The sequence below is a fragment of the Lentzea kristufekii genome (genome assembly GCF_033949925.1).
In the GTDB taxonomy this organism is placed as follows: Bacteria; Actinomycetota; Actinomycetes; order Mycobacteriales; family Pseudonocardiaceae; genus Lentzea; species Lentzea kristufekii.
Window position 1 is genome coordinate 458,649 of record NZ_JAXAVV010000003.1, and the last position, 20,434, is coordinate 479,082.

The window sequence follows — 20,434 nt, forward strand, 5'->3', positions numbered from 1 at the left end:
CCCTCGCTAGTTTGGTCTCGTGAGGACAAGAGCCGTTCCGATGCGCTGGCAGGGCCTGGGCAAGGCCCTGCCGGTGCTGTGGGGCCTCTACTCGGGCTCCGGCTCGATGCCGTACCGCGTGTGCGTCGACCTGGCCGCGGGTACCGCCAAGTGCACGTGCCCGTCCCGCAAGTTCCCCTGCAAGCACGCCGTGAGCCTGCAGGAACTCGACATCCCGGACGCCCTCCCGCCCGACTGGGTGGAGGAGTGGACCGTCCGCCGAGCAGCCCGCGAACTCGACTCGTCACCCGAGGCCGTCGCCCGCCGCGTCCGTGCTCGCGAGAAGACGGCGGCCAACCGAGCCGCCGCCATGTCCGCGGGCATCGACGGCCTGCGCGACTGGCTGCTGGACGTCGCCTCCGCCGGCATCGCGTCCCTGCCAGGCCGCCCCGCCTCCTGGTGGCAGGCGTTCACCGCCCGCATGATCGACGCCCAGGTCCCCGGCGTGGCCGCCGCGGTGGCCGAGATCCAGGAGATCGTGGCGCGCTCGGGCCCGCGCTGGACCGCCGACGTGGCCGACCGCCTGGGCGGCCTGCACCTGCTGTGCTTCGTGCAGCCGCGCACCCGCCTGGGCGTCACGATCCCCGAGGAGACGGTGAAGGCCGCGCCGGGAATCTCCGACCGCTGGGTGGCCCTGCTGCGCCTGGAGACCGACGACGGCCGGGTCCGCACCGTCCGCCAGTGGTGCTGGGGCCGCCAGACGTCCCGCTGGGTCGTGGCCATCCGCCACTCCGCCGTGGGAGCCCCCGTTCCGCTGCTCCCACACGGCCTGGAGTCCTCCGCCCTGGTCCACCCCTACCCGGCCTCGGACCGCGTGGCCCTGGGCGAACTGGAAGGCTCCCGAGCCCCAGACCCGGTCCCCGCCCCGCAGTCGTGGCGAGCGTCCCTGGCCTCCCTCGAACCGATGCTGACCGCAGACCCGTGGCAACGCCTCTTCCCGCTGGGCTGCACCTCGGTCCGCCTGCACGGCACCACCCTGGTCGACACCTCGGGCCACGGCCTGCCAGTCCGCGACGACACAGGCCTCGACATGGCCCTGGCGCTGACCGGCGGCCTCCCGTTCGACGCCTGGGGCCTCTGGGACGGCCACGCCCTGCGCCTGGGAGCGGTGTCGCTGAACGGCACCCTGGAGGTGGTCGCATGACCACCACCCCAACCACCTCGGACGTCGCGCTCGGCGCGCGGCAGCGGGTCCACAGACACCACCGCACAGCCCCGGCGTGCTTCGAGGCCGTGCCACCGATCCGCTCCCTCCGCACCCTGGCCGCACTGTTGGCCCGCCTTCATCCCGCGCCAGGCGAGTCGGCCTGCTCATTCCGCACCTCGGCTGCTCGCCGCATCCCGGCTTTGCCGCCAACCCGTCTCTGTCCCACCACAGCCGGGTCGGCACGCCCGCGCCACGCGTCGGCCGCCCTCCGCACCGCGGCCGCGCCGCCCGCCCGCTTCCACCGCGTCCCGGCCGCACCACTGGCGTGCTGCCGCTCCATCCCCGGCGCCCCAGCCCGTCCTGCCTCGCCCAACCACCCGACCCCCGCCACGCCACCCGCCCACCCCCGCGGCACCAGGGGGGCGGCGTGAAAGCCGACTGGTCCAAGACCGTCCAAGACCTCCTCATCGGCACCACGAGGGGAGGCGGCGACCCGACGGCCCTGCTGGCCGACTGCGCCGCCCTCGGCGTGGCCGCGTTCGGCGCCACCCTGCCGCAGGAGGCCACCACCGACCCGCTGCCGCTCGCCCCGCCCGAGTCCGCCGCCCTCCCCAGGCCTGCCGCCCGAGCGGTCCTGGAAGCGATCATGAGCCTCGACGACGAGGTCCTCCTGACCGAGTGGTGCGCTCTCGCCAAGGCCAACGGCGTCGTGGCGGAGCACCGCATGCTCCCGGCAATGCTCGCCCTCGGCACGGCCCGTCCGGGTCTGCGGTCCGCGGTGGTCGAGGTCCTCGGCACGAGGGGCCGCTGGCTCGCGAACACGCGGCCCGGCTGGTCCTGGGCGAGCGGCGCCGCCCCGCTGGTGGACGAGGTGCCGCTCGAGGAGATCCTCGACCTGCCCAGCGCGCAACGGGTTCGCGCGCTGCGCCGCAAGCGCAAGACGGATCCGGCCCAGGTCGGCGCGTTCATCGCGCGGGAGTTCGAGGAGTCCCGCCGCTCGGCCGACCGGCAGGTGCTGATCAGCGCTCTCGAGACCGGCCTGGGGCCGCAGGACGAGGCACTGCTCGAAGCCGCCCTCGACGACAAGGCGGCGGCCGTCCACGACGAGGCCCTCCGCCTGCTGCGCAACCTGGGGCGCACGCGCCTCGCCGCTCGCGCGGCACACCGGCTGCGCCACGGTCTGCGCCTGACCGGGGACGGGCTCGACGTGCGGCCCGACGAGCTCTGGACCGGGCCGCCCGACGCGGCCGAGTTGCGCGACCTGATGCGCGACGGCTCCGAGAAGGGTGTGGCCGGGCGCATCCGGGCCGCGGCCGCGAGTGTTCCGCCGTCGTACTGGACCTCGACGCTCAAGGCCGACGACGCCAAGGCCGCCGACATCCTGCGGAGGGGGCCGTGGGCCGGCGCGCTGCTCAGGGGTGTCGCCGACCAGCTCGCCGCGGCGAAGGACCCCCGTCCGTGGGCCGTTGCCGCCGCCGAGACGCTGACCGGCATGGAGCAGCTGGAGATGCTGGCCGCGTTGCCCGCCGCGGTCGCCGAGCAGGCGGTCGTGGCGGTGTCGAAGGGCTGGCACTACGACCTGCTCGACCACGCCTGCGCCCAGCTGCCCGCCCCGTGGTCGGCGGAGACGACCCGCGCGCTCCTGCACCGGTACGCCGCGTTGCCCGACCCTCGCTGGCGGTCGGGGCGTCCGCCTGCCGTGTTGCTCGCGCGGGGTGACGCGGACCTGCTCGGCGCGAGCTGGGAGGCTCTGACCCGTCGCTGGCCGGAGAACTCCCTGGAACTGGAGGTCCTCCGGCTCCGCATCCGCCTGCGCGAATCGTTCGCACCAGCACCGCCCCAGGAGGCCCAGTGACCGCCGTGCTCAGGCCGACGGCCGAACAGCAGTACGCCGCCGAGCTCGAGGCGGTCGCTGCCCAGGACGACCGGGAGCGGCCGCCCAACTGGCGTCTGTCCCCGCGGGCCGTGGTCACCTACGTCCTGGGCGGCACGCTCAACGACGGCACGGTGATCTCGCCGAAGTACGTGGGCTCGCGCAGGCTCGTCGAGGTCGCGGTGGGCACGCTCGTCACGGACCGGGCGCTGCTGCTCGTCGGCGTGCCGGGCACGGCCAAGTCTTGGCTGTCCGAGCACCTCGCGGCGGCGATCAGCGGCAACTCGACGCTGGTGGTCCAGGGGACGGCCGGCACGAGCGAGGACCAGGTCCGCTACGGCTGGAACTACGCCCGCCTCATCGCCGAAGGTCCCAGCGAGAACGCCCTCGTGCCGAGCCCGGTCATGAAGGGCATGCAGCAGGGGGCGGTCGTCCGGGTCGAAGAGCTCACCCGCATGCCGTCCGAGGTGCAGGACTCGTTCATCACCGTCCTCAGCGAGAAGTCGCTGCCGGTGCCGGAGCTGAACTCGCAGATCCAGGCCGTCCCCGGCTTCACGGTCATCGCGACGGCCAACGACCGCGACCGCGGTGTGAACCAGATGTCGTCGGCGCTCGCACGGCGCTTCAACACCGTCGTGCTGCCGCCGCCCGCGACCGAGGACGCCGAGGTCGAGATCGTCATCACCCGAGCCCAGCAGCTCGGCAAGGCGCTCCAGCTGCCCGCCGAACCACCCGCGCTCGACGAGGTGCGCCGCGTCGTGCGGATCTTCCGCGAGCTGCGCAACGGTTCCACTGTGGACGGTCGCACGCAGCTGAAGAAGCCGAGCGGCAGCCTGTCCACCGCCGAGGCGATCTCGGTCATCGCGAACGGGATGGCGCTCGCCGGCCACTTCGGCGACGGCACGCTGGGCGCGGACGAGCTCGCGAGCGGCCTCATCGGGTCCGTGATCAAGGACCGGGTGTCGGACGCGACGGTCTGGCAGGAGTACCTGGAGACGGTGCTCAAGGAGCGCGCCGAGTGGCGTGACCTCTACCGGGCGTGTCTGGACGCCAGCGGTGACTGAGCCGGTCCTCCTGGGCATCCGGCACCACGGCCCCGGCTCGGCCCGGATGGTCAAGCGAGCCCTGGAGCAGACGAGCCCGGCGCTCATCCTGATCGAGGGGCCGCCGGAGGCGGACGCGCTCCTCGACCACGTCCACGCCCTGACGCCGCCGGTCGCGATCCTGCTGCACGACGAGACCGAACCCGAGAGCGCGGCGTTCTGGTCGTTCGCGGAGTTCTCGCCGGAGTGGCAGGCGCTCAGGTACGCGGCCGAGAACGGTGTCACAGCGCGTTTCTTCGACCTGCCGGCCGCGGCGTCGATCGGCGACGACGGCCCGAGCGGCAACGTCGACCCCATCGGCCTGCTCGCCGAGGCCGCGGGCTTCGACGACCCGGAACGCTGGTGGGAGGACGTGGTCGAGCACAGCGCGTCGGACCCGCTCGAACTCGCGGGCGCCATCGCCGAGGCCATGGTCGCCGTGCGCGGGGAAGTCGAAGGCGAAGTCGGCGAACGCACGCTGCGCCGAGAAGCGTTCATGCGCCAGACGATCCGCAAGGCGCGCAAGGAGACCGACGGCCCGATAGTCGTGGTCTGCGGCGCGTGGCACGTCCCCGCACTGCTCGCCAAACCGACCGTCGCCGCCGACACCGCGCTGCTCAAAGGCCTGCGCCGCCGCAAGATCTCCGGCACCTGGGTCCCGTGGAGCCACGGTCAGCTGGCCGCCGAATCGGGCTACGGCGCCGGTATCGACTCCCCGGGCTGGTACGCGCACCTCTGGCAGCACCAGGCCGACGTGGTCCCGCGCTGGTTCGCCAAAGCCGCCGCCGTGCTCCGGGAGGAAGATCTCCCGGCGTCGACGGCGAGCGCGGTGGAAGCCGTTCGCCTGGCAGAAACCCTTGCGGCCCTGAGGGAACGCCCCAGCGCGGGCCTGAGCGAGGTCAACGAGGCAGCGCTCGCCGTCCTCTGTGGAGGCGAGGAGATCCACCTCCGGCTGGTCCACCGCAAACTCGTCGTGGGCGAACGCCTGGGCGAGGTGGGCGACGCCGTCCCGCGCTCACCGCTGGCCGCGGACCTCCAGCGCCTGCAACGCAAACTCCGGCTCCCCGCGGACGTCCAGCCCAAGCAGCTGAAGCTGGACCTCCGCAAGGACACCGACCGCGAGCGCTCGAAACTCCTGCAACGCCTGGACGTCCTGGGCGTGCCGTGGGGCAAGCCGGACCGCTCCAACTCCCTCGGCACCTTCGCCGAGGTCTGGCAACTCCGCTGGGACCCGATCTTCGCGGTGTCCGTGGCGGTGGCCGCCCGCCACGGCACCACCGTCCACACGGCAGCCGAGACCGTCCTCGTCCAGGCCGCCAAGGACGCCACGCGTGTGGCCGACGCCGCCGCGGCCCTCACCAAATCCGTGGGCTGCGAGCTCCCGGCGGCCGTCGCCGAGGCCCGCAACGCCCTGGACCGGTGCGCCGCGATGGCCACCGACGCCCTCGAACTGCTGGCCGCCCTCCCGGACCTGGCCAGGACGGTCCGCTACGGCTCGGTCCGGGGCACCGACCCGGAACTCCTGCGGGTGGCCCTGCACGGCCTGCTCACCCGAGGAGCCGTGGGCCTGCCGATCGCCTGCCGCAACGTCGACGACGAGACGGCGGAGCACGCGCTGCAGGTGGTGGACGGCGCCCACGAGGCCACCCGCCTGGCAGCCGACGACGACCACCAGAAGACCTGGTGGCGAGCCCTGCACGCCCTCGTCAAGGCGGAAGCCCACGGCCTCCCGACGGGCCGGGCCACCCGCCTGCTGTGGGAAGCAGGCGAACTGACCAGCGACGACGTGGCCGCCCGGCTGCACCGCTCGGTCGCCACCGCGTTCGTGGCCGGGTTCCTGCGCGGCTCGGCGACCCTCCTGGCGGCGGACCCGCGCCTCTTCGGCCTCATCGACGAGTGGCTCAGCGGCCTGCGCGGCGAGGCGTTCGACGACGCCCTGCCCCTGCTCCGCCGGGCCATCACCGACTTCACCCCGGCCGAGCGCCGCCTGCTCGGCGAACGCGTCGTCGCGGGCGAGACCCCGCAGCCGGCCGCCGACGACGAGTGGGACCTGGAGATCGCCGAACGCCTCGCCGCCCACGTCCGCGGCTTGATGGCCGGAGTTTCACGACCGCCGGATCCGGCGATCCCAGAGGCGTGACCGCACCGGAAGAACACCGCCTCACCGTCCCGGACGAAAGCCGCCTCGACGAGACCCAGCACCTCATCGACGAGGCCAAGAAGATCGCCCACGACCTGCGCGAAGAGGTTCCGGACACCACTCCCGAGCCTCCCCGCGAAGAAGGCTCCCCTGCGAACTAGCGCGAGCTAGACCGACCAGGGCGGCGTGATCGTCTGCCCGTCCGCCAGCGTGCCCTGGATGCCCACCGACGTGGCCACCAGCACCCGCGCCGGCCCGCCGGTCAGCGACAGCTCGGTGTTCGGCGGCACCACGATCGCGTCGCCGACGCCGGCGGTCTGCCCCTGGATCGTCACCGAACCGGACAGCACGTAGAACACCGCCTCCTTCGACGCGCGGTGAGGCGTTCCGTCACCCCCTTCCGGCACGTCGACGGTCCACAGCGCGATCTCCGCACTGCCGCGTGACGGCACGGCCAGCGGCCTGAACTCGAACCCGCCGAACTCGAACAGCTCCGCGGAATCTCCGGTCACCAGCAAGACAACCTCCAAAGTAGTCAACCAAGTTGTCTAACCTTAGAATAAGGTCAACCAGGTTGTCTACCCGAAAAGGGAAGTCAGAGATGGAACCGGTGCCGATGCTGCTGGCGATGACGTACCGCGCCATGGGCGACCAGTTCCACGACCGGCTCAGGCAGATCGGCCTCGAACCGCTCCGGCCCGCGCACGGCTACGTCTTCCGGTTCCTCAAGGAGAAGCGCGCCACCACCGTCGACATCGGACAGCACCTCGGCGTCACGAAGCAGGCGGCCGCGAAGATCGTCAACGAGCTGGACGACTGGGGCTACGTCCTGAGGGAGCCGCACCCGACGGACAAGCGCGCCCAGTACGTCACGCTGACCACGAAGGGCCGCGACTACCTGAAGTTCGCCGACAACCTGTGGTCCGACCTCGAAGGCGAGATGGCCGAGGCGATCGGCGAGGACACCCTCGCCACCATCAGGCAGGGCCTCGCCGCGTACCTGCAGCACGTCCACGGCGAGGACCAGCCAGGGCTCCGGCCGGTCTGGTAGACCTAGAACACCTGCGTCAGAGCGATCACGCCGAACACCGCGAAGATCACCCCGGCCACCCGCTGGATCCAGTGCGTCGGCAACCGCCCGGCGAGCTTGCGTCCCACCAGGACGGCCAGCCCGGCCACGGCGACCAGCGCGAGCCAGGCACCGAGACCGACGGCCAGCGGCGCGCCGTACCTGGCGGTGATGCCGGCGGTCGCGAGCTGCGACGCGTCACCCCACTCGGCCGCGAACAGCACGCCGAACGACGTCAGCGCCGCACGCCAGAACGGCACGCTGGCGCTTGTCCCTGCCTCGTCGGCGGAGTCCTCGTCACGCGAGAAGCCCTCCTTGAGCAGCATGAACGCACCCACGCCGAACAGCAGGGCGACCACCCCGGCGACCACGCGGTCGGGGAGCAGGGTGATGGCGGAACCGAACGCGGCGGCCACCACGCTCTGCACGGCGAACGCGGCGACGACGCCGACGAACACCGGCCAGGCGCGGTAGCGCGTGGTCAGCACCAGGGTGGCGACCATGGTCTTGTCCGGGAGCTCGACGAGGAACACCACCGCGAAGGCGGTGATGAACGCGAGCAATGAAGTGGCCACGAGGTCCTCCACGTCCGAATACGAACCCGGACGGAGGCGCGACAGACCCCGACCGGGCATGCTGCAACCCGGCCGGAGGTCTCGTTCGCCCGACGAGTTCATCGGGTGTGGGACCGGATCCACTCGAAGGCGGATCAGTATGTCGATCTCCACGCCACCGGCTGCGAACTCCGGCGGGAACTACTCCCCTCTGGCGAACACATCGTATCCGACGCATGTCACCCACAAGGCGTGACTTCGCGCACGGGACCTTGGTCCCGCGTGTGGACAGGACCGTCGTACCTGATGGTGGCCTTGATCCACACCTACGCTCCAAGACGTGGAAGTACTCGAACTCGCGCGGTGGCAGTTCGGCATCACCACCGTCTACCACTTTCTGATGGTGCCGCTGACGATCGGCCTTTCCCTGCTCGTCGCGGGGATGCAGACCGCGTGGGTGCGCACGGGCAACGAGCGCTACTACAAGATGACGAAGTTCTGGGGGAAGCTCCTCCTGATCAACTTCGCCATGGGCGTCGTGACGGGCATCGTGCAGGAGTTCCAGTTCGGCATGGCCTGGAGCGCCTACTCGCGGTTCGTCGGTGACGTGTTCGGCGCTCCGCTCGCGATGGAGGGGATCGTCGCCTTCTTCGTCGAGTCGACCTTCCTCGGCCTGTGGATCTTCGGCTGGGACAAGTTGCCGAAGAAGGTCCACCTCGCCTGCGCCTGGGCGTTCTCACTCGCCACGATGGCCAGCGCGTACTTCATCCTCGCCGCCAACTCGTGGATGCAGCACCCGGTCGGCATCGAGATGCACGAGGGCCGCCCGCGCCTCACCTCGATCTGGGCCGTGCTGACGAACAACACGGTGCTCGCCGCCTTCCCGCACACCATCGCCGGTGCGTTCGCGGTGGCCGGCGCGTTCCTCGTGGGCATCGCCGCCTGGCACCTGCACCGCAAGTCGCAGGACGAGAGCGTCTGGCGCGGCTCGCTCAAGCTCGGCACCTGGGTCGGCGTGGTCGCGTTCGCGGCGCTGAGCATCAGCGGTGACCTGCAGGGCAAGCTGATGTTCGAGCAGCAGCCGATGAAGATGGCCGCCGCGGAAGCGTTGTGCCACACCGAACAGCCCGCGAGCTTCAGCATCTTCGCGGTCGGCGACGTCACCAGGCCCGACTGCGAGAACGTCAAGAGCATCACCGTGCCCGCGCTGCTGAGCTTCTTGGCGCACAACGACTTCAGCAGCGAGGTCAAGGGCATCCAAGATCTTGTCCCGATGTACCAGGAGAAGTACGGCGAGTTCTACCCGGTCGACGAACGGCTGGGTGAGCTCAGCGGCAAGCCGATCGACTACGTGCCCGCACTTCCCGTGACGTACTGGGGTTTTCGGTTGATGATCGGGTTCGGCGGCATCTCGGCCGGCCTGGGCGTCTTCATGCTGTGGCTGACCCGCAAGAACCGGACGCCCACCGGATGGTGGTTCCCGGCTCTCGGTCTCGCCGGCATCGCGACTCCCTTCCTGGCCAACAGCTTCGGCTGGATCTTCACGGAGATGGGCCGGCAGCCGTTCGTGGTCGTGCCGAACCCGACCGGGATCGACGGGGTCTGGATGTTCACCGCGCAGGCGGTCTCGAACAGCACGCCCGGCGAGATCCTGACCTCGCTCATCGCGCTCACCGCGGTCTACAGCGTGCTGGCGGTCGTGGAGTTCTACCTGATCCGCAAGTACGTCAGAGGCGGGATTCCCGGCGTGCTGCCGCAGAAGACCGACGACGGCGCCCTGGCGTTCGCGTACTAGGGGAGAGGCGACGTGGAAACGCTCTGGTTCGTGCTGATCGCCGTGCTGTGGCTCGGCTATCTGTTCCTCGAAGGTTTCGACTTCGGCGTCGGCATGCTGCTGCCCGTCCTGGGCCGCGACAACACCGAACGCCGGGTCATGATCAACACCATCGGGCCGGTCTGGGACGGCAACGAGGTGTGGCTCATCGTCGCGATCGGTGCCACGTTCGCGGCCTTCCCCGGCTGGTATGCGGCGCTGCTGAGCGCCGCGTACCTGCCGCTCACTTTGTTCCTCATCGCGTTGATCGGCCGTGGAGTGGCGTTCGACTACCGCGGCAAGGTCGACAACCCGCGCTGGCGCAAGGCCTGGGACTTCACGATCGTCGCCGGCTCGTGGATCGCCACGCTCTGCGTAGGCCTGCTGATCTCGACGACGGTGCTGGGCCTGCCGATCGACGCGAACGGTGACCGCGTGGGCTCGCCCTTCGCGGCCATCCGGCTCGAGACGATCGTTGGCGCGCTCGCCTTCGCGGGCTACGCGCTGGTGCACGGCGCGGTGTTCACGGCACTCAAGACCGAGGGCGAGATCCGCGAACGGGCTCGCCGCGTCGCGGCAGTGCTCGCGCCCGTCGCACTGCTGCCGCTGGTCGCGCTGCTCGCAATCGTCGCCGGACTCTGGGCGGGCGTGGTCGCGCTGATCCTCGCCGCCGCGATGTGGCGGCTGCTCGCGAACCGCGAAGGCCAGTCGTTCGCGTTGATGGGCCTCGCGATCGCGGCGAGCGTCGCGATCCTGTTCGGCTCGCTCTACCCGAACGTCCTGCCGTCGACGCTCAACGACGCGTGGTCGCTCACGGTCGCCAACACCGCGTCGAGCCCGTACACGCTGCAGGTGATCACCTGGGTCGCCGCTTTCGGCACGCCCGCGGTGCTCGTCTACCAGGGCTGGACCTACTGGGTGTTCCGCAAGCGCATCGGCGTCAAGCACATCCCGGCAGCGCACTGACATGAAACGAGGCCCGCTGGGAGCACTGCCCCAGCTCTCCAGGAACGCAAGGCGCGCCCTCGTCGGGGTGGGCGCGCTGGCGTTCCTCAACGCCCTGGCGCTCGTCGCCCAGGCCGTCGCGCTCGCGTCGGTGATCACGACCCGCGAAGGCCTTCCGCTGCTGGCCGTGGCGATCCTGGCGCGGGCCGGTCTGTCGTGGGCGACGGAAAGCGCCGCCGCCCGTGCCGCCGCCGGCGCGAAGGAGGAACTGCGGACCCAGCTGCTGGCCAAGTCGTTCGAACGCGGTCCCGGCTGGATCGCCGACCGCGGCACGGCCGAGCTGTCGGTGCTCGCGACCAAGGGCCTCGACGCGCTCGACGCCTACTTCACCCGCTACCTGCCCGCGCTGGTCACGGCCGTGATCGTGCCGCCGCTGGCCGGTGCGTGGATCCTGTTCACCGACTGGCCGTCGGCCGTGCTGATCGCGGTCACCGTGCCGCTGATCCCGGTCTTCGCCGCGTTGATCGGCTGGTACACCGAGAAGCGCGTCCGCAAGGCCGCTGACGTCACGGAACTGCTGAGCGCCCAGCTCCTCGAACTGCTCCGCGCCCTCCCGGTCCTGACCGTCTTCGGCCGCGCCGAGCAGCAGGCCGGCGCGGTCAGGCAGATCGGCGAACAGCACCGCAAGGCCACGATGGGCACGCTCAGGATCGCGTTCCTGAGCGCGTTGGTGCTGGAGATCGCCGCGTCGCTGTCGGTCGCGTTGATCGCGGTCGGCGTCGGCATCCGGCTCGTGCACGGCGACATGACGCTGATGACCGCGCTGGTCGTGCTGATCCTGGCGCCCGAGTGCTACCTGCCGTTGCGCGCCGCCGGTGCTGCCCACCACGCCAGCGAGGACGGCCTGGAAGCGGTCCGCCGCGTCGCCGAGGTGGTCGAGCACGAGGACAAGGCCCGGCCGAGGCTGCCCGGTGGCTCGGTCCACGTCGACAACCTGCGTGTGCTCCGGCGCGGTGGCTTCGCTCCCGACGGCGTCAGCTTCGACGTCAGGCAGGGGGAGATCCATCGGCTCGAAGGCGCGAGCGGTGCCGGCAAGTCGACGACGTTCCAGGCGCTGCTGGGCTTCGTGGAGCCGACGGACGGCACCGCGTTCGTGGCCGGGGACATCGCGTACGTACCGCAGAAGCCCGCGTTCGCCGCCGCCACGCCCCGCGCCGAGCTGGAGCTCACGGTTCCCGGCGCCGAGGACGTCGAGCAGGTCGCGGACGAGGTCGTGGCCGTGCATCTGCTCGATCGTCAGATCACCGACCTGTCGACCGGTGAACGCCAACGCGTCGCAGTCGCGCGCGCCCTGCTGAGGGTTCGTCACGGCGCGACGGTGCTACTTCTCGACGAACCGACCGCGCACCTCGACCCGGTGACAAGTCGCAAAGTCGACAAAGCGATCAAGCGAGCCAGCGCCACGGCCGCGGTCGTCCTCGCCTCGCACCGCGACAAGGAGACGACCGAGGACGAGACGTTCGCCAGGGTCGTCACCGAGGAGACGCAGGCCGAACGACCGAAGCGCCTGCCGATCCCGTGGAAGGGCGCAGGGCTGGGCATCCTCGCGGCCGTCGCCGGCATTGCGTTGACCGCCCTGGCGGCCCACCTGATCGCCCGTGCCGCCGAGATGCCGCCGATCCTGACGCTGTCGGTGCTGGTCGTGGGTGTGCGGACGTTCGCGCTGAGCAAGGGCGTGCTCCGCTACATCGAGCGTCTGGTCACCCACGACGAGACGTTCCGTCTCGCGAACGGGCTCCGCGCCGAGCTGTGGTTGCGGCTCGTGCGGACCCAACGGCGCGACGGACTGCAACGGCTCGTGGAGGACACCGACACGGTTCGCGACCTGGTGCCGCGCGTGCTGGTGCCGCCGATCGTGGCCATCGGCGCGGGCATCGCGACCACGATCCTGTTCGCGTTCATCGACCTCGGCGCCGCGCTGACGTTGGGCGGTCTGCTGCTCGTCGCAGGCCTGGCGGCACCCGCCGTCGCAGTGTGGACCGAGCGGCGGGCCAGCACGAAGCTCGCCAGGGGCCGCCGCAAGGTCGCCCGCGACACGATCAACGCCCTCGCCGCCGCACCGGACCTCATCGCTCACGACGCCCACCACCGCCTGCTGGCCCAACTGCACGCCGAGGACGTCGAGCTCGCGGGCCAGACCCGCCGGCAAGCGTTTGGCACGGGCGCGGCCACGGCGATCGTCCTGCTCGCGACCGGTGCGGCTGCCCTGATCTGCGCCACGACCGGCAACCCGGTGCTGGGTCTGGTGCCGCTCGCGCTCGCCGAACCGCTGGCCGCGTTGCCGCTCGCCGCCCAGCAGCGCAGGGCGTTGCGGGAGGCCGGCGCGCGGCTGCAGTTCGACGCTCCGGAACGTCCCGAACAGCCGCGCGGCAAGCGGATCAGGCTGGAGAACGTCGACGTCCGCTGGCCCGGCGCGACCGAACCGACCCTGCGGGACCTCCACCTCGACATCGAACCCGGCACGCACGTCGCGATCGTGGGACCGTCGGGCAGCGGCAAGTCGACGCTGTTCGCGCTGCTCCTGGGCTTCCTCCAGCCGGAGCGGGGAATCGTCGAACTGCCGCGCGCCACCTGGTGCCCGCAGGAGCCGATGCTGGTCAGCACGACCGTGAGGGAGAACCTGCGGATGTCGGGCCAGCACGACGACGAGGCGCTGCGGGAGGCCCTGCACAAGGTGTGCCTGCCGGAGTGGGCGGACCGGCTCGACACGATGATCAGGCCTGACCAGGTGTCGGGCGGTGAGGCGCAACGGCTGGCGCTGGCGCGGGCGTTGCTGCACGACGCCGACGTGGTGCTGCTCGACGAGCCCACCGCGCACCTGGACGAGCCGACCGCGCGCAAGCTCCTGGAGCAGCTCAGGCAGGACGGCAGGACGATCCTGCACATCACGCACCGCCCGGACGAGGCGGCGAGGGCGGACCTGGTGCTGGACCTCGGCACACCCGCATACCGTTGAGAGCCATGGACCCCTCTCTGGCGCGGCGCGTGCTCGTCGCGTCCACCGAGATCACCTCGGCGGCGCTGGAAGACCCGGAGAGCGTGCTGCGGCTCGTGGTGGAGGCAGCCGCGGAGATCGCAGACGCCGACCTCGGCCTCGCCATGCTCGCCACGGAGGACGACGACGGCACGTTGACGGTGGAGGCCTCCAGCGGCGAGCCGATCGTCGCGACGCTGAGCCCGCGCAGTGCCGCCGCCAAGGCCGCGCGCACGGGCGTCCCGGTGATGGCCGACGACGTCACGAACGACCCGCGCACGGCCCCGTACGTGCCACAGCCGTTGCGCGTCTACGGCCCGTTCGCGGTGGCGCCGTTCGGCACCTCGGACCGCAAGATCGGAGCCCTGGCGGTCTACCGCCGCAGGGACAAACCGCCGTTCACGCAGGAGACGGTGGACGTGCTGACGGCGTTCGCGGCCCAGGCGGGCCTCGCGGTCGTGCTGTCCGAGGGCTTCACGGCACGGCAGCGCGTCGCGGTCTACGAGGAGCGCGAACGCATCGCCCGCGACCTGCACGACGTGATCATCCAGCGGCTCTACGGCGCCGGCGTGCAGCTCAGCCTGCTCGAACGACGCCTGGGCAAGAAGCTCGACAACTCGCAGCGCGCCCGGATCAACGAGGCCGTCGACCTGGTCGACGAGACGATCGCCGAGGTCCGCGCGACCGTCCGCAAGCTGCGCAACACCGACCCGGCCGACTCCGCCGACCTGCACGACTCGATCAAGGCCGAGGTCCGCACGGCCGGCGAGCTGCTCGGGTTCGCGCCGCGCCTGCACGTGGCCGGCGACCTGGCGAACGTGCCGCGCAAGCACGCCGACGACGCGCGGGCGGCGTTGCGTGAAGCGTTGTCGAACGTCGTGCGGCACTCAGGTGCGACGAACGTCCAGATCGACGTACGGCGCGATGAGAAGCACCTGCTGCTGCGCGTCGCCGACAACGGGTGCGGCATCCCGTCCGGCGTGACTCAGCGCGGGCTGCGGCACCTCGCCGAACGGGCGAAGTCCGCGAGCGGGGATTTCCGCGTGGTGAGTTCGCCGAACGGGACGACGCTCACCTGGTCCGTCCCCGTTTAGCCACCCACGCGGCGGCCTGCGTCCGCCGTTCCATGCCGAGTTTGGAGAGCACGGACGTCACGTAGTTCTTCACGGTCTTCTCCGCGAGGAAGAGCCGTTCACCGATTTGGCGGTTGGTGAGGCCCTCGCCGATGAGGTCGAGCACGCGCTGTTCCTGGTCGGTGAGGCCGACCGGGGCCGGATTGCGCATCCGTTCGAGTACACGGCTTGTGGTCGCGGGATCCAGAAGGGACCGTCCAGCTGCGACCTCGCGCACGGCCGTGACGACGTCCTGACCCCGAACCTGCTTGAGCAGATACCCCGAAGCCCCGGCCATGATCGCGCCGACGAGCGCTTCTTCGTCGTCGAATGCGGTCAGCACGAGGCAACGAATGCCAAGGTCCCGCAACGACCGGCACAGGTCGACGCCGCTGCCGTCCGGCAACTGGACGTCGACCACCGCCACGTCGGCGGGGGTCTTCCGAGCCCGCGTCACCGCCTCGTCGACGGAACCGGCCTCGGCGACGACCGAGATGTCCACCTCGTCGTCGAGCATCTCGCGCAGTCCTCTGCGCACAATTTCGTGATCATCAACCAACAGAACGCGCACTGGCACGAATCCACCGTACGTCGAATGGCTGTTCCTGAGTGTGACTCGAATTGGCACAGTTCTTGTCATGGCAGAAGGCTCGGTACGACCGGTCGAGGAAGCAGATCGCATAGTTGTCGCCCGACTGGTTCTCGAGCTATGGGGAGCGCACACCTCCGTCGCGCACGGAGAGGTGTTCTTCCCGGCGAGTCTGCCGGGCTTCCTCGTGGAGAAGCAGGGCCAGGTGCTGGGTCTGCTGACCTACGCGGTGGCGAACCACCAGCTGGAGATCGTCACGATCGACGCACTTCGGCGAGGCCGTGGCGTCGGCACCGCGCTGGTCGACGCCACGGTCCGTCAGGCGCGCGCGCTCGGATGCAACCGGGTGCGCCTGACGACCACCAACGACAACCTCGACGCGATCCGCTTCTACCAGCGCCGTGGCTTCAAGCTGGTGGCGTTGAGACCGGACGCGGTGCGTGAAGCGCGCAAGCTCAAGCCCGAGATCCCTGCGGTCGGGGAGTTCGGCATCCCCATCACAGACGAGCTCGACCTGGAACGATGGGTCGCGCCACGGCAGTAGTCCACAAGCATCCACAACTTTGTCCACAGGGTTGTGCACAAGGGGTGTGCACAGCTAGACGTGTAACGGGTTGAACGCCTCGTCCCACGCGGCGGCGACCTGATGGGCGCACGTGGACGGTGCGACGCCTCCCACCCCGGTGCCGAGTCCCGGCATCGCGATGGTGTGGACGGCGTCGCGCACCAGCGTGCCGTCCTCCAGCCGACCGGTGAGCCAGAGCATCAGCACGGCCCGTGCGGCGAGGTACGGGTGGACGGTGTCGACCGGCAGCCGTTCGCCGGGCCGGCGCATCGTCGGAGCGCTGATGAGCCAAGCCGGCTCGGTCTCGCCGGTCGCCACGATCTGCGCCTCGCCCACCGGGAGCTCACCGCCGTGCAGCGCCAGAACGGTGCTGCGGACGTTGTTCTCGACCTGGGGGAAGGCCGTGGCGTAGACGGCGTCGATGCCACCGCGCATCCAGCCCTGCGAGTTCGCCGGACTGACGATGGCCTGCGCGTGGATGTCCAGAACGGACCCGCGGTGCACCCGCACCCCGTCGCGGCCGTCCGCGACGGCGAGCCAGGCGTTCGCCATCGGTTCGTCGACCGCGCACAACACGAGTTCTGGCGCTAGAGCGGGCACGCCCCAAGCATTCCAGTTCGAACGGTCCCGGCGGAACCCAGGATTGGCCCCCGACACAGGCGTGATTCGCGCCTCCCCGCCCGCACTACGCTGACTCGGTGCCTCGCATTGCGTACTTCGGACCACAGGGGACGTTCACCGAGCAGGCCGCCTCGCGGTTCGAGGGTGAACTCGTTCCGTTCGAGACGATTCCGCTCGCCGTCGCCGCCGTGCGCGACGGTTCCGCCGACTTCGCGTGCGTGCCGATCGAGAACTCCGTCGAGGGCGCCGTGCCGGTGACGCTCGACGTCCTCGTGCGCGACGAGCCGGTCGTCGCCGTGGCCGAGACGGTGCTGGACGTCAAGTTCAGCGTGCTGGTCCGGCCGGGGACCACCGAGATCCGCACCGTCGCCTCGCACCCGCACGCACTGGCCCAGGTCCGCGAGTGGATCGCCGCCACGCTGCCCGGCGCCACCTCCATCGCCACGTCGTCGACCGCGGCCGCCGCCGCCGCCGTCGAGCGCGGCGAGTTCGACGCGGCCGTCTCGGCCCCCGTCGCCGTCAACCACTACGAGCTGGACGAGTACGCCACCGACGTCCTGGACGTGGCCGACGCGCGCACGAGGTTCCTGCTGCTGCGCCGTCCGGGTCAGCTGCCTGAGCCGACCGGCGCAGACCGCACGAGCGTCGTCGTGACCACCCCGAACCGCGTCGGCGTGCTGTCCGAACTGCTCACCGAGCTGGCGTTGCGTGGCATCAATCTCACAGGCCTCGAATCGCGCCCCCAGAAGGGCAAACTGGGGACGTACCGCTTCTACATCGACGTCGAGGGGCACATCGCAGAGCCGAGGATCGGTGACGCGCTGGCCGCGCTGCACCGACACTCGCGTGAAATCCGGTTCCTCGGGTCCTTCCCGAAGGCCGACCACGAGCCCGTCGAGGCTCACAACGCCGAGTTCGCCGCAGCCGCCTCCTGGGTCGATGCTGTCAGAAAGGGCGAGCGCGGGTGAGGTTGCTGCTGGTCAGGCACGGTGAGACGGCGTCGAACATCGAGCGCAAGCTGGACACGGCCATGCCGGGCCCCCCGCTCACCGAACTGGGCCTGAAGCAGGCCCGCGAACTGGCAGACACCCTCGCGGGCGAGAACATCACCGCCGTCTACGCGAGCATCGGCCTGCGCGCCCAGCAGACCGCAGCCCCGACCGCCGAACGCTTCGGCCTGCCCGTCCAGATCCTGGAGGGCATCGAGGAGATCCAGGTCGGCTCGCTCGAAGGCCGCAACGACACCGAGGCCTACAAGGCCTACCTCGACACCGTCATCGCGTGGGCCGAAGGCGCCCTGGACGTGGCGTTCCCCGGCGGCGGCGAGACCGGTCAGCAGGTGCTGGACCGGTTCCTCGGCGCCATCTCGACCATCAGGGCCAACGGCACCGTCATGGTCGTGACGCACGGAGGCGCCGGTCGGATGGGCGCGCTGGCTCTCGCGTCGAACGTGCCGGTGGAGCTGGCCGAGAACCTGCTGCCGAACACCGGGGTCGTGGTGCTGGAGTCCGAGGGCGACGGCTGGGCGTGCCGGTCCTGGGCGGGCGTGGAGATCTCCTAGGAGAACCCGTCGGGCGATCGACCAGTCCTGACCCAGATCCCCCTTGCGGGGGAGGCCGCTCAGCCCCAGCCGAGCTCGTGCAGCTTGGCGTCGTCCACCCCGAAGTGGTGCGCGATCTCGTGCACCACGGTGATGATGACCTCCTCGACCACGTCCTCCTCGGTGTCGCAGATGTCGAGGATCGCCTCGCGGTAGATGAAGATGTGGTCGGGCAGCGTGCCGCCGTAGTCGGAGTTGCGCTCGGTCAGCGCGATGCCCTGGTAGAGCCCGAGCAGCGAGGGCTCCTCGGGGTTGCGGTCCTCGACCAGCACCACGACGTTGTTCATGGCGTGCATGAAGTCCGGCGGGACCAGGTCCAGGGCCTCTTCGACCAGCTCGTCGAAACGAGCCCTGGTCATCTCGACGGTCATCGGTTCTCGGTGCTCGACGGGGGCGGGCTGGAGGAGGGCTTGTCGGGCTTGCCGGAGTCCGAGGGCTTGCCGGACTCCGACGGCGGCTTGCCCGATTCGGAGTGCAGCGGGGCGCCGGTGGGCTCGTCCTGGGGCCTGACCGAGGTCGTCTGCGGCGGGTTCGCGGTGGTCAGCGGCGCGCCGTTGGGGTTGCGGACGCTGCCCTCCCACGCCACGAGGTTGTTGCCCTGGGGGACCGCGCCGATCTTGCAGTTGGCCTTGCGGGAGCCGACGGCCCAGCTCTCCTCGGCGCGCGTGTCCCAGGTGACCAGCAGGTTCTTGGCCTTCAGGTCGGCGCCGCCGGTGTACTCGGCGGCGATGGCCGCGCACTTCTCGGACATCGCGGAGTCCTGCGCCTCGAGCGCGACGAACGGGCCCTCGGGGTGCTGCACGACGCCGACGATCTCGAACGCGTGCGGCTTGGCGCAGTCGATCGGGTCACCCACCGTGTTGTTCTCGGCCAGGGCGACGCAGACGCCGGGGTCGTAGACGGCGGACTGGTCCTGGGTCTTCGCGCTACCGAACGACGGCAGGGCGGCGCCGGACGGGGCGGTGACCTGCAGGCCGCACCTGAGCTGGCGATACCCGCTCGACCAGCGGCCTTCGTCCGGGTTCAGGGTGCTGACGCCGTACTTGCCCTTCGGGTCGAGCTTGCCGCCCATGTAGGTGGTCGACGCCTGGGCGCAGTTGTCCTGCGCGATCTTCTCCCAGGCCTCGGCGTTCGGGAACGGCGCTTCCTTCGGGTACGCGGCGGAGATGTCGGCCGTGCCGGTGACCTCGAACTTGTGCGCGGCCGAGCAGTCGACCTTCTGCGCGTCGGACAGGTCGGCCTTCTCCCAGTTCAGGCACTCGCCGACGACGGCCTGGTACGCGGCGTTGACGAGCTCGCGTTTGGTGCTGAGCGGGCCTCCTGCCAGCACAGACGTGAACGCGGACAACATCAACAAGCCGAAGGCGCCCACGAAAGCACCGGCCATCACGATCCGCGTTTCGCGGATGTGACCGGATCGACTCAACCAACCGGCGCTCGGAGACATCTCATCCATGATGCCCGTGCCGTGTGAGACGGCTGTGCGCCGGGTTGGGTCGAGTGTTGCTATTAGGACACTCGTCACTGAATTGGCCATGTTTCAGCTGTCTCGCTAGGTACCTTGCCCGCGGGAGTGGTGATGACTGACAACAACCTGCCAGGACCTGGCCAGCCGACGCCCCAGCCTGGGTCGCCGTCGGGACAGCCCGGCCAGCCGCAACAGCCCGGCCAGCCACAGCAGCTGCCGCCGTACCGGCCTGCGCCGCAGCAGGCCGGCCCGAACCAGCCGCCCGCCAAGGGCAAGGTGCGCCAGCAGCAGGCCGGCGTGACCAAGCCTCGCCAGGCCACGGTCGCCGAGCAACGCGCTCGTGCCGCCGCGCTGAAGGCGCAGCAGGAGCGGTTCGCCGCCGAGTCCGCCGCGTTCGAGAAGAAGCGCAAGACGCGCAAACGCCTTCTCATCGGCGGTGGCGTCACCGTCGGCGTGGTCGCGCTGGTCGCGATCTGGTACGCGGCCGCCAGCCCGAAGAACGTCACCGCGCAGTGCACCGACTCGAACAACGTGATCGTCGACGACGACTACTGCGACGAGTCGTACTACCGCAGTCACGGTGGGTACAGCAGCGGTGGCTTCATCTACATCGGTGGCACCTCGTACCGCTACAACTACGGCGGCACGGGCGCCGTCGGCCAGAAGGCCGTCGGCGGCAGCTACACGATCCCCAAGGGCGCGAACGTCACGACGAAGTCGGGCACGTCCGTCCAGCGCGGCGGCTTCGGCGTCAGCAGCGGTTCGAAGAGCACCGGAGGCTGA

General features: G+C 70.6%; 20 protein-coding genes. 14 read left to right on the forward strand and 6 right to left on the reverse strand.

What is annotated here, in order from left to right; all coding sequences use genetic code 11:
* Positions 1-19: 19 nt before the first annotated feature.
* The 5 genes from SK571_RS09105 to SK571_RS09125 all read left to right on the forward strand — a co-directional run bounded on the left by SK571_RS09105 (position 20) and on the right by SK571_RS09125 (position 6,442).
* Positions 20-1,183 (forward strand): SWIM zinc finger family protein, encoded by a 1,164-nt coding sequence (locus SK571_RS09105; protein WP_319983562.1) that lies wholly within the window; start codon positions 20-22, stop codon positions 1,181-1,183.
* Between the two features lie 430 nt (positions 1,184-1,613).
* Positions 1,614-3,041 carry a DUF5691 domain-containing protein gene (locus SK571_RS09110; RefSeq protein WP_319983563.1) on the forward strand — a complete coding sequence of 476 codons (1,428 nt, stop codon included), beginning with the start codon at positions 1,614-1,616 and terminating at the stop codon, positions 3,039-3,041.
* Positions 3,038-4,123, forward strand: coding sequence for an ATP-binding protein (locus SK571_RS09115; RefSeq protein WP_319983564.1), 1,086 nt, complete (start codon positions 3,038-3,040; stop codon positions 4,121-4,123). The genes SK571_RS09110 and SK571_RS09115 overlap by 4 nt, the downstream gene beginning before the upstream one ends.
* On the forward strand, positions 4,116-6,281 hold the full coding sequence (locus SK571_RS09120) for a DUF5682 family protein (protein WP_319983565.1): 2,166 nt from the start codon (positions 4,116-4,118) through the stop codon (positions 6,279-6,281). The genes SK571_RS09115 and SK571_RS09120 overlap by 8 nt, the downstream gene beginning before the upstream one ends.
* Positions 6,278-6,442 carry a hypothetical protein gene (locus SK571_RS09125; protein ID WP_319983566.1) on the forward strand — a complete coding sequence of 55 codons (165 nt, stop codon included), beginning with the start codon at positions 6,278-6,280 and terminating at the stop codon, positions 6,440-6,442. Before SK571_RS09120 ends, SK571_RS09125 begins: the two co-directional genes overlap by 4 nt.
* A gap of 6 nt (positions 6,443-6,448) precedes the next feature.
* Here the strand turns inward: SK571_RS09125 and SK571_RS09130 are convergent, their stop codons facing one another.
* Positions 6,449-6,793: a cupin domain-containing protein gene (locus tag SK571_RS09130; RefSeq protein ID WP_319983567.1), complete on the reverse strand. Its 345-nt coding sequence runs from the start codon at positions 6,791-6,793 to the stop codon at positions 6,449-6,451.
* A gap of 89 nt (positions 6,794-6,882) precedes the next feature.
* On the opposite strand from SK571_RS09130, the gene SK571_RS09135 reads away from it, so the two are divergent.
* Positions 6,883-7,332, forward strand: a complete 450-nt coding sequence (locus SK571_RS09135; RefSeq protein WP_319983568.1) for a MarR family winged helix-turn-helix transcriptional regulator — start codon at positions 6,883-6,885, stop codon at positions 7,330-7,332.
* Positions 7,333-7,334: 2 nt separating this feature from the next.
* Here SK571_RS09135 and SK571_RS09140 read toward each other — a convergent pair whose 3' ends face one another.
* Positions 7,335-7,913 (reverse strand): TMEM165/GDT1 family protein, encoded by a 579-nt coding sequence (locus tag SK571_RS09140; protein WP_319983598.1) that lies wholly within the window; start codon positions 7,911-7,913, stop codon positions 7,335-7,337.
* A 331-nt stretch (positions 7,914-8,244) separates the two neighbouring features.
* On the opposite strand from SK571_RS09140, the gene SK571_RS09145 reads away from it, so the two are divergent.
* From SK571_RS09145 to SK571_RS09160, 4 genes are read left to right on the forward strand one after another with little or no spacing between them, the layout of a single operon-like run.
* Positions 8,245-9,699 (forward strand): cytochrome ubiquinol oxidase subunit I, encoded by a 1,455-nt coding sequence (locus tag SK571_RS09145; RefSeq protein WP_319983569.1) that lies wholly within the window; start codon positions 8,245-8,247, stop codon positions 9,697-9,699.
* Between the two features lie 12 nt (positions 9,700-9,711).
* Positions 9,712-10,683, forward strand: coding sequence for a cytochrome d ubiquinol oxidase subunit II (cydB, locus tag SK571_RS09150; protein WP_319983570.1), 972 nt, complete (start codon positions 9,712-9,714; stop codon positions 10,681-10,683).
* Position 10,684: 1 nt separating this feature from the next.
* On the forward strand, positions 10,685-13,678 hold the full coding sequence (gene cydD, locus SK571_RS09155) for a thiol reductant ABC exporter subunit CydD (protein ID WP_319983571.1): 2,994 nt from the start codon (positions 10,685-10,687) through the stop codon (positions 13,676-13,678).
* 5 nt (positions 13,679-13,683) lie between these two features.
* Positions 13,684-14,790: a GAF domain-containing sensor histidine kinase gene (locus SK571_RS09160; protein WP_319983572.1), complete on the forward strand. Its 1,107-nt coding sequence runs from the start codon at positions 13,684-13,686 to the stop codon at positions 14,788-14,790.
* Here SK571_RS09160 and SK571_RS09165 read toward each other — a convergent pair.
* Positions 14,768-15,385, reverse strand: coding sequence for a response regulator transcription factor (locus SK571_RS09165; RefSeq protein WP_319983573.1), 618 nt, complete (start codon positions 15,383-15,385; stop codon positions 14,768-14,770). The genes SK571_RS09160 and SK571_RS09165 overlap by 23 nt on opposite strands.
* A 61-nt stretch (positions 15,386-15,446) precedes the next feature.
* Between SK571_RS09165 and SK571_RS09170 the strand changes: the two genes are divergently transcribed.
* Positions 15,447-15,941: a GNAT family N-acetyltransferase gene (locus tag SK571_RS09170; RefSeq protein ID WP_319983574.1), complete on the forward strand. Its 495-nt coding sequence runs from the start codon at positions 15,447-15,449 to the stop codon at positions 15,939-15,941.
* A 54-nt stretch (positions 15,942-15,995) separates the two neighbouring features.
* On the opposite strand, the gene SK571_RS09175 is transcribed toward SK571_RS09170, so the two are convergent.
* On the reverse strand, positions 15,996-16,514 hold the full coding sequence (locus SK571_RS09175) for a macro domain-containing protein (protein ID WP_319983599.1): 519 nt from the start codon (positions 16,512-16,514) through the stop codon (positions 15,996-15,998).
* 146 nt (positions 16,515-16,660) lie between these two features.
* Here SK571_RS09175 and pheA point away from each other — a divergent pair, with 146 nt between their 5' ends.
* Both pheA and SK571_RS09185 read left to right on the forward strand, forming a co-directional pair.
* Positions 16,661-17,551, forward strand: coding sequence for a prephenate dehydratase (pheA, locus tag SK571_RS09180; protein WP_319983575.1), 891 nt, complete (start codon positions 16,661-16,663; stop codon positions 17,549-17,551).
* Entirely contained in the window at positions 17,548-18,144 is a 597-nt protein-coding gene (locus SK571_RS09185; protein WP_319983576.1) for a histidine phosphatase family protein, read from the forward strand. The genes pheA and SK571_RS09185 overlap by 4 nt, the downstream gene beginning before the upstream one ends.
* 59 nt (positions 18,145-18,203) lie before the next feature.
* Here the strand turns inward: SK571_RS09185 and SK571_RS09190 are convergent, their stop codons facing one another.
* Together SK571_RS09190 and SK571_RS09195 are read right to left on the reverse strand one after the other, a co-directional pair.
* A complete protein-coding gene (locus SK571_RS09190) occupies positions 18,204-18,554 on the reverse strand; it encodes a metallopeptidase family protein (protein WP_319983577.1) in 351 nt (116 codons plus the stop codon).
* Positions 18,551-19,555: a septum formation family protein gene (locus SK571_RS09195; protein ID WP_319983578.1), complete on the reverse strand. Its 1,005-nt coding sequence runs from the start codon at positions 19,553-19,555 to the stop codon at positions 18,551-18,553. The genes SK571_RS09190 and SK571_RS09195 overlap by 4 nt, the downstream gene beginning before the upstream one ends.
* Before the next feature lie 207 nt (positions 19,556-19,762).
* Between SK571_RS09195 and SK571_RS09200 the strand changes: the two genes are divergently transcribed.
* Positions 19,763-20,434, forward strand: coding sequence for a hypothetical protein (locus SK571_RS09200; protein ID WP_319983579.1), 672 nt, complete (start codon positions 19,763-19,765; stop codon positions 20,432-20,434).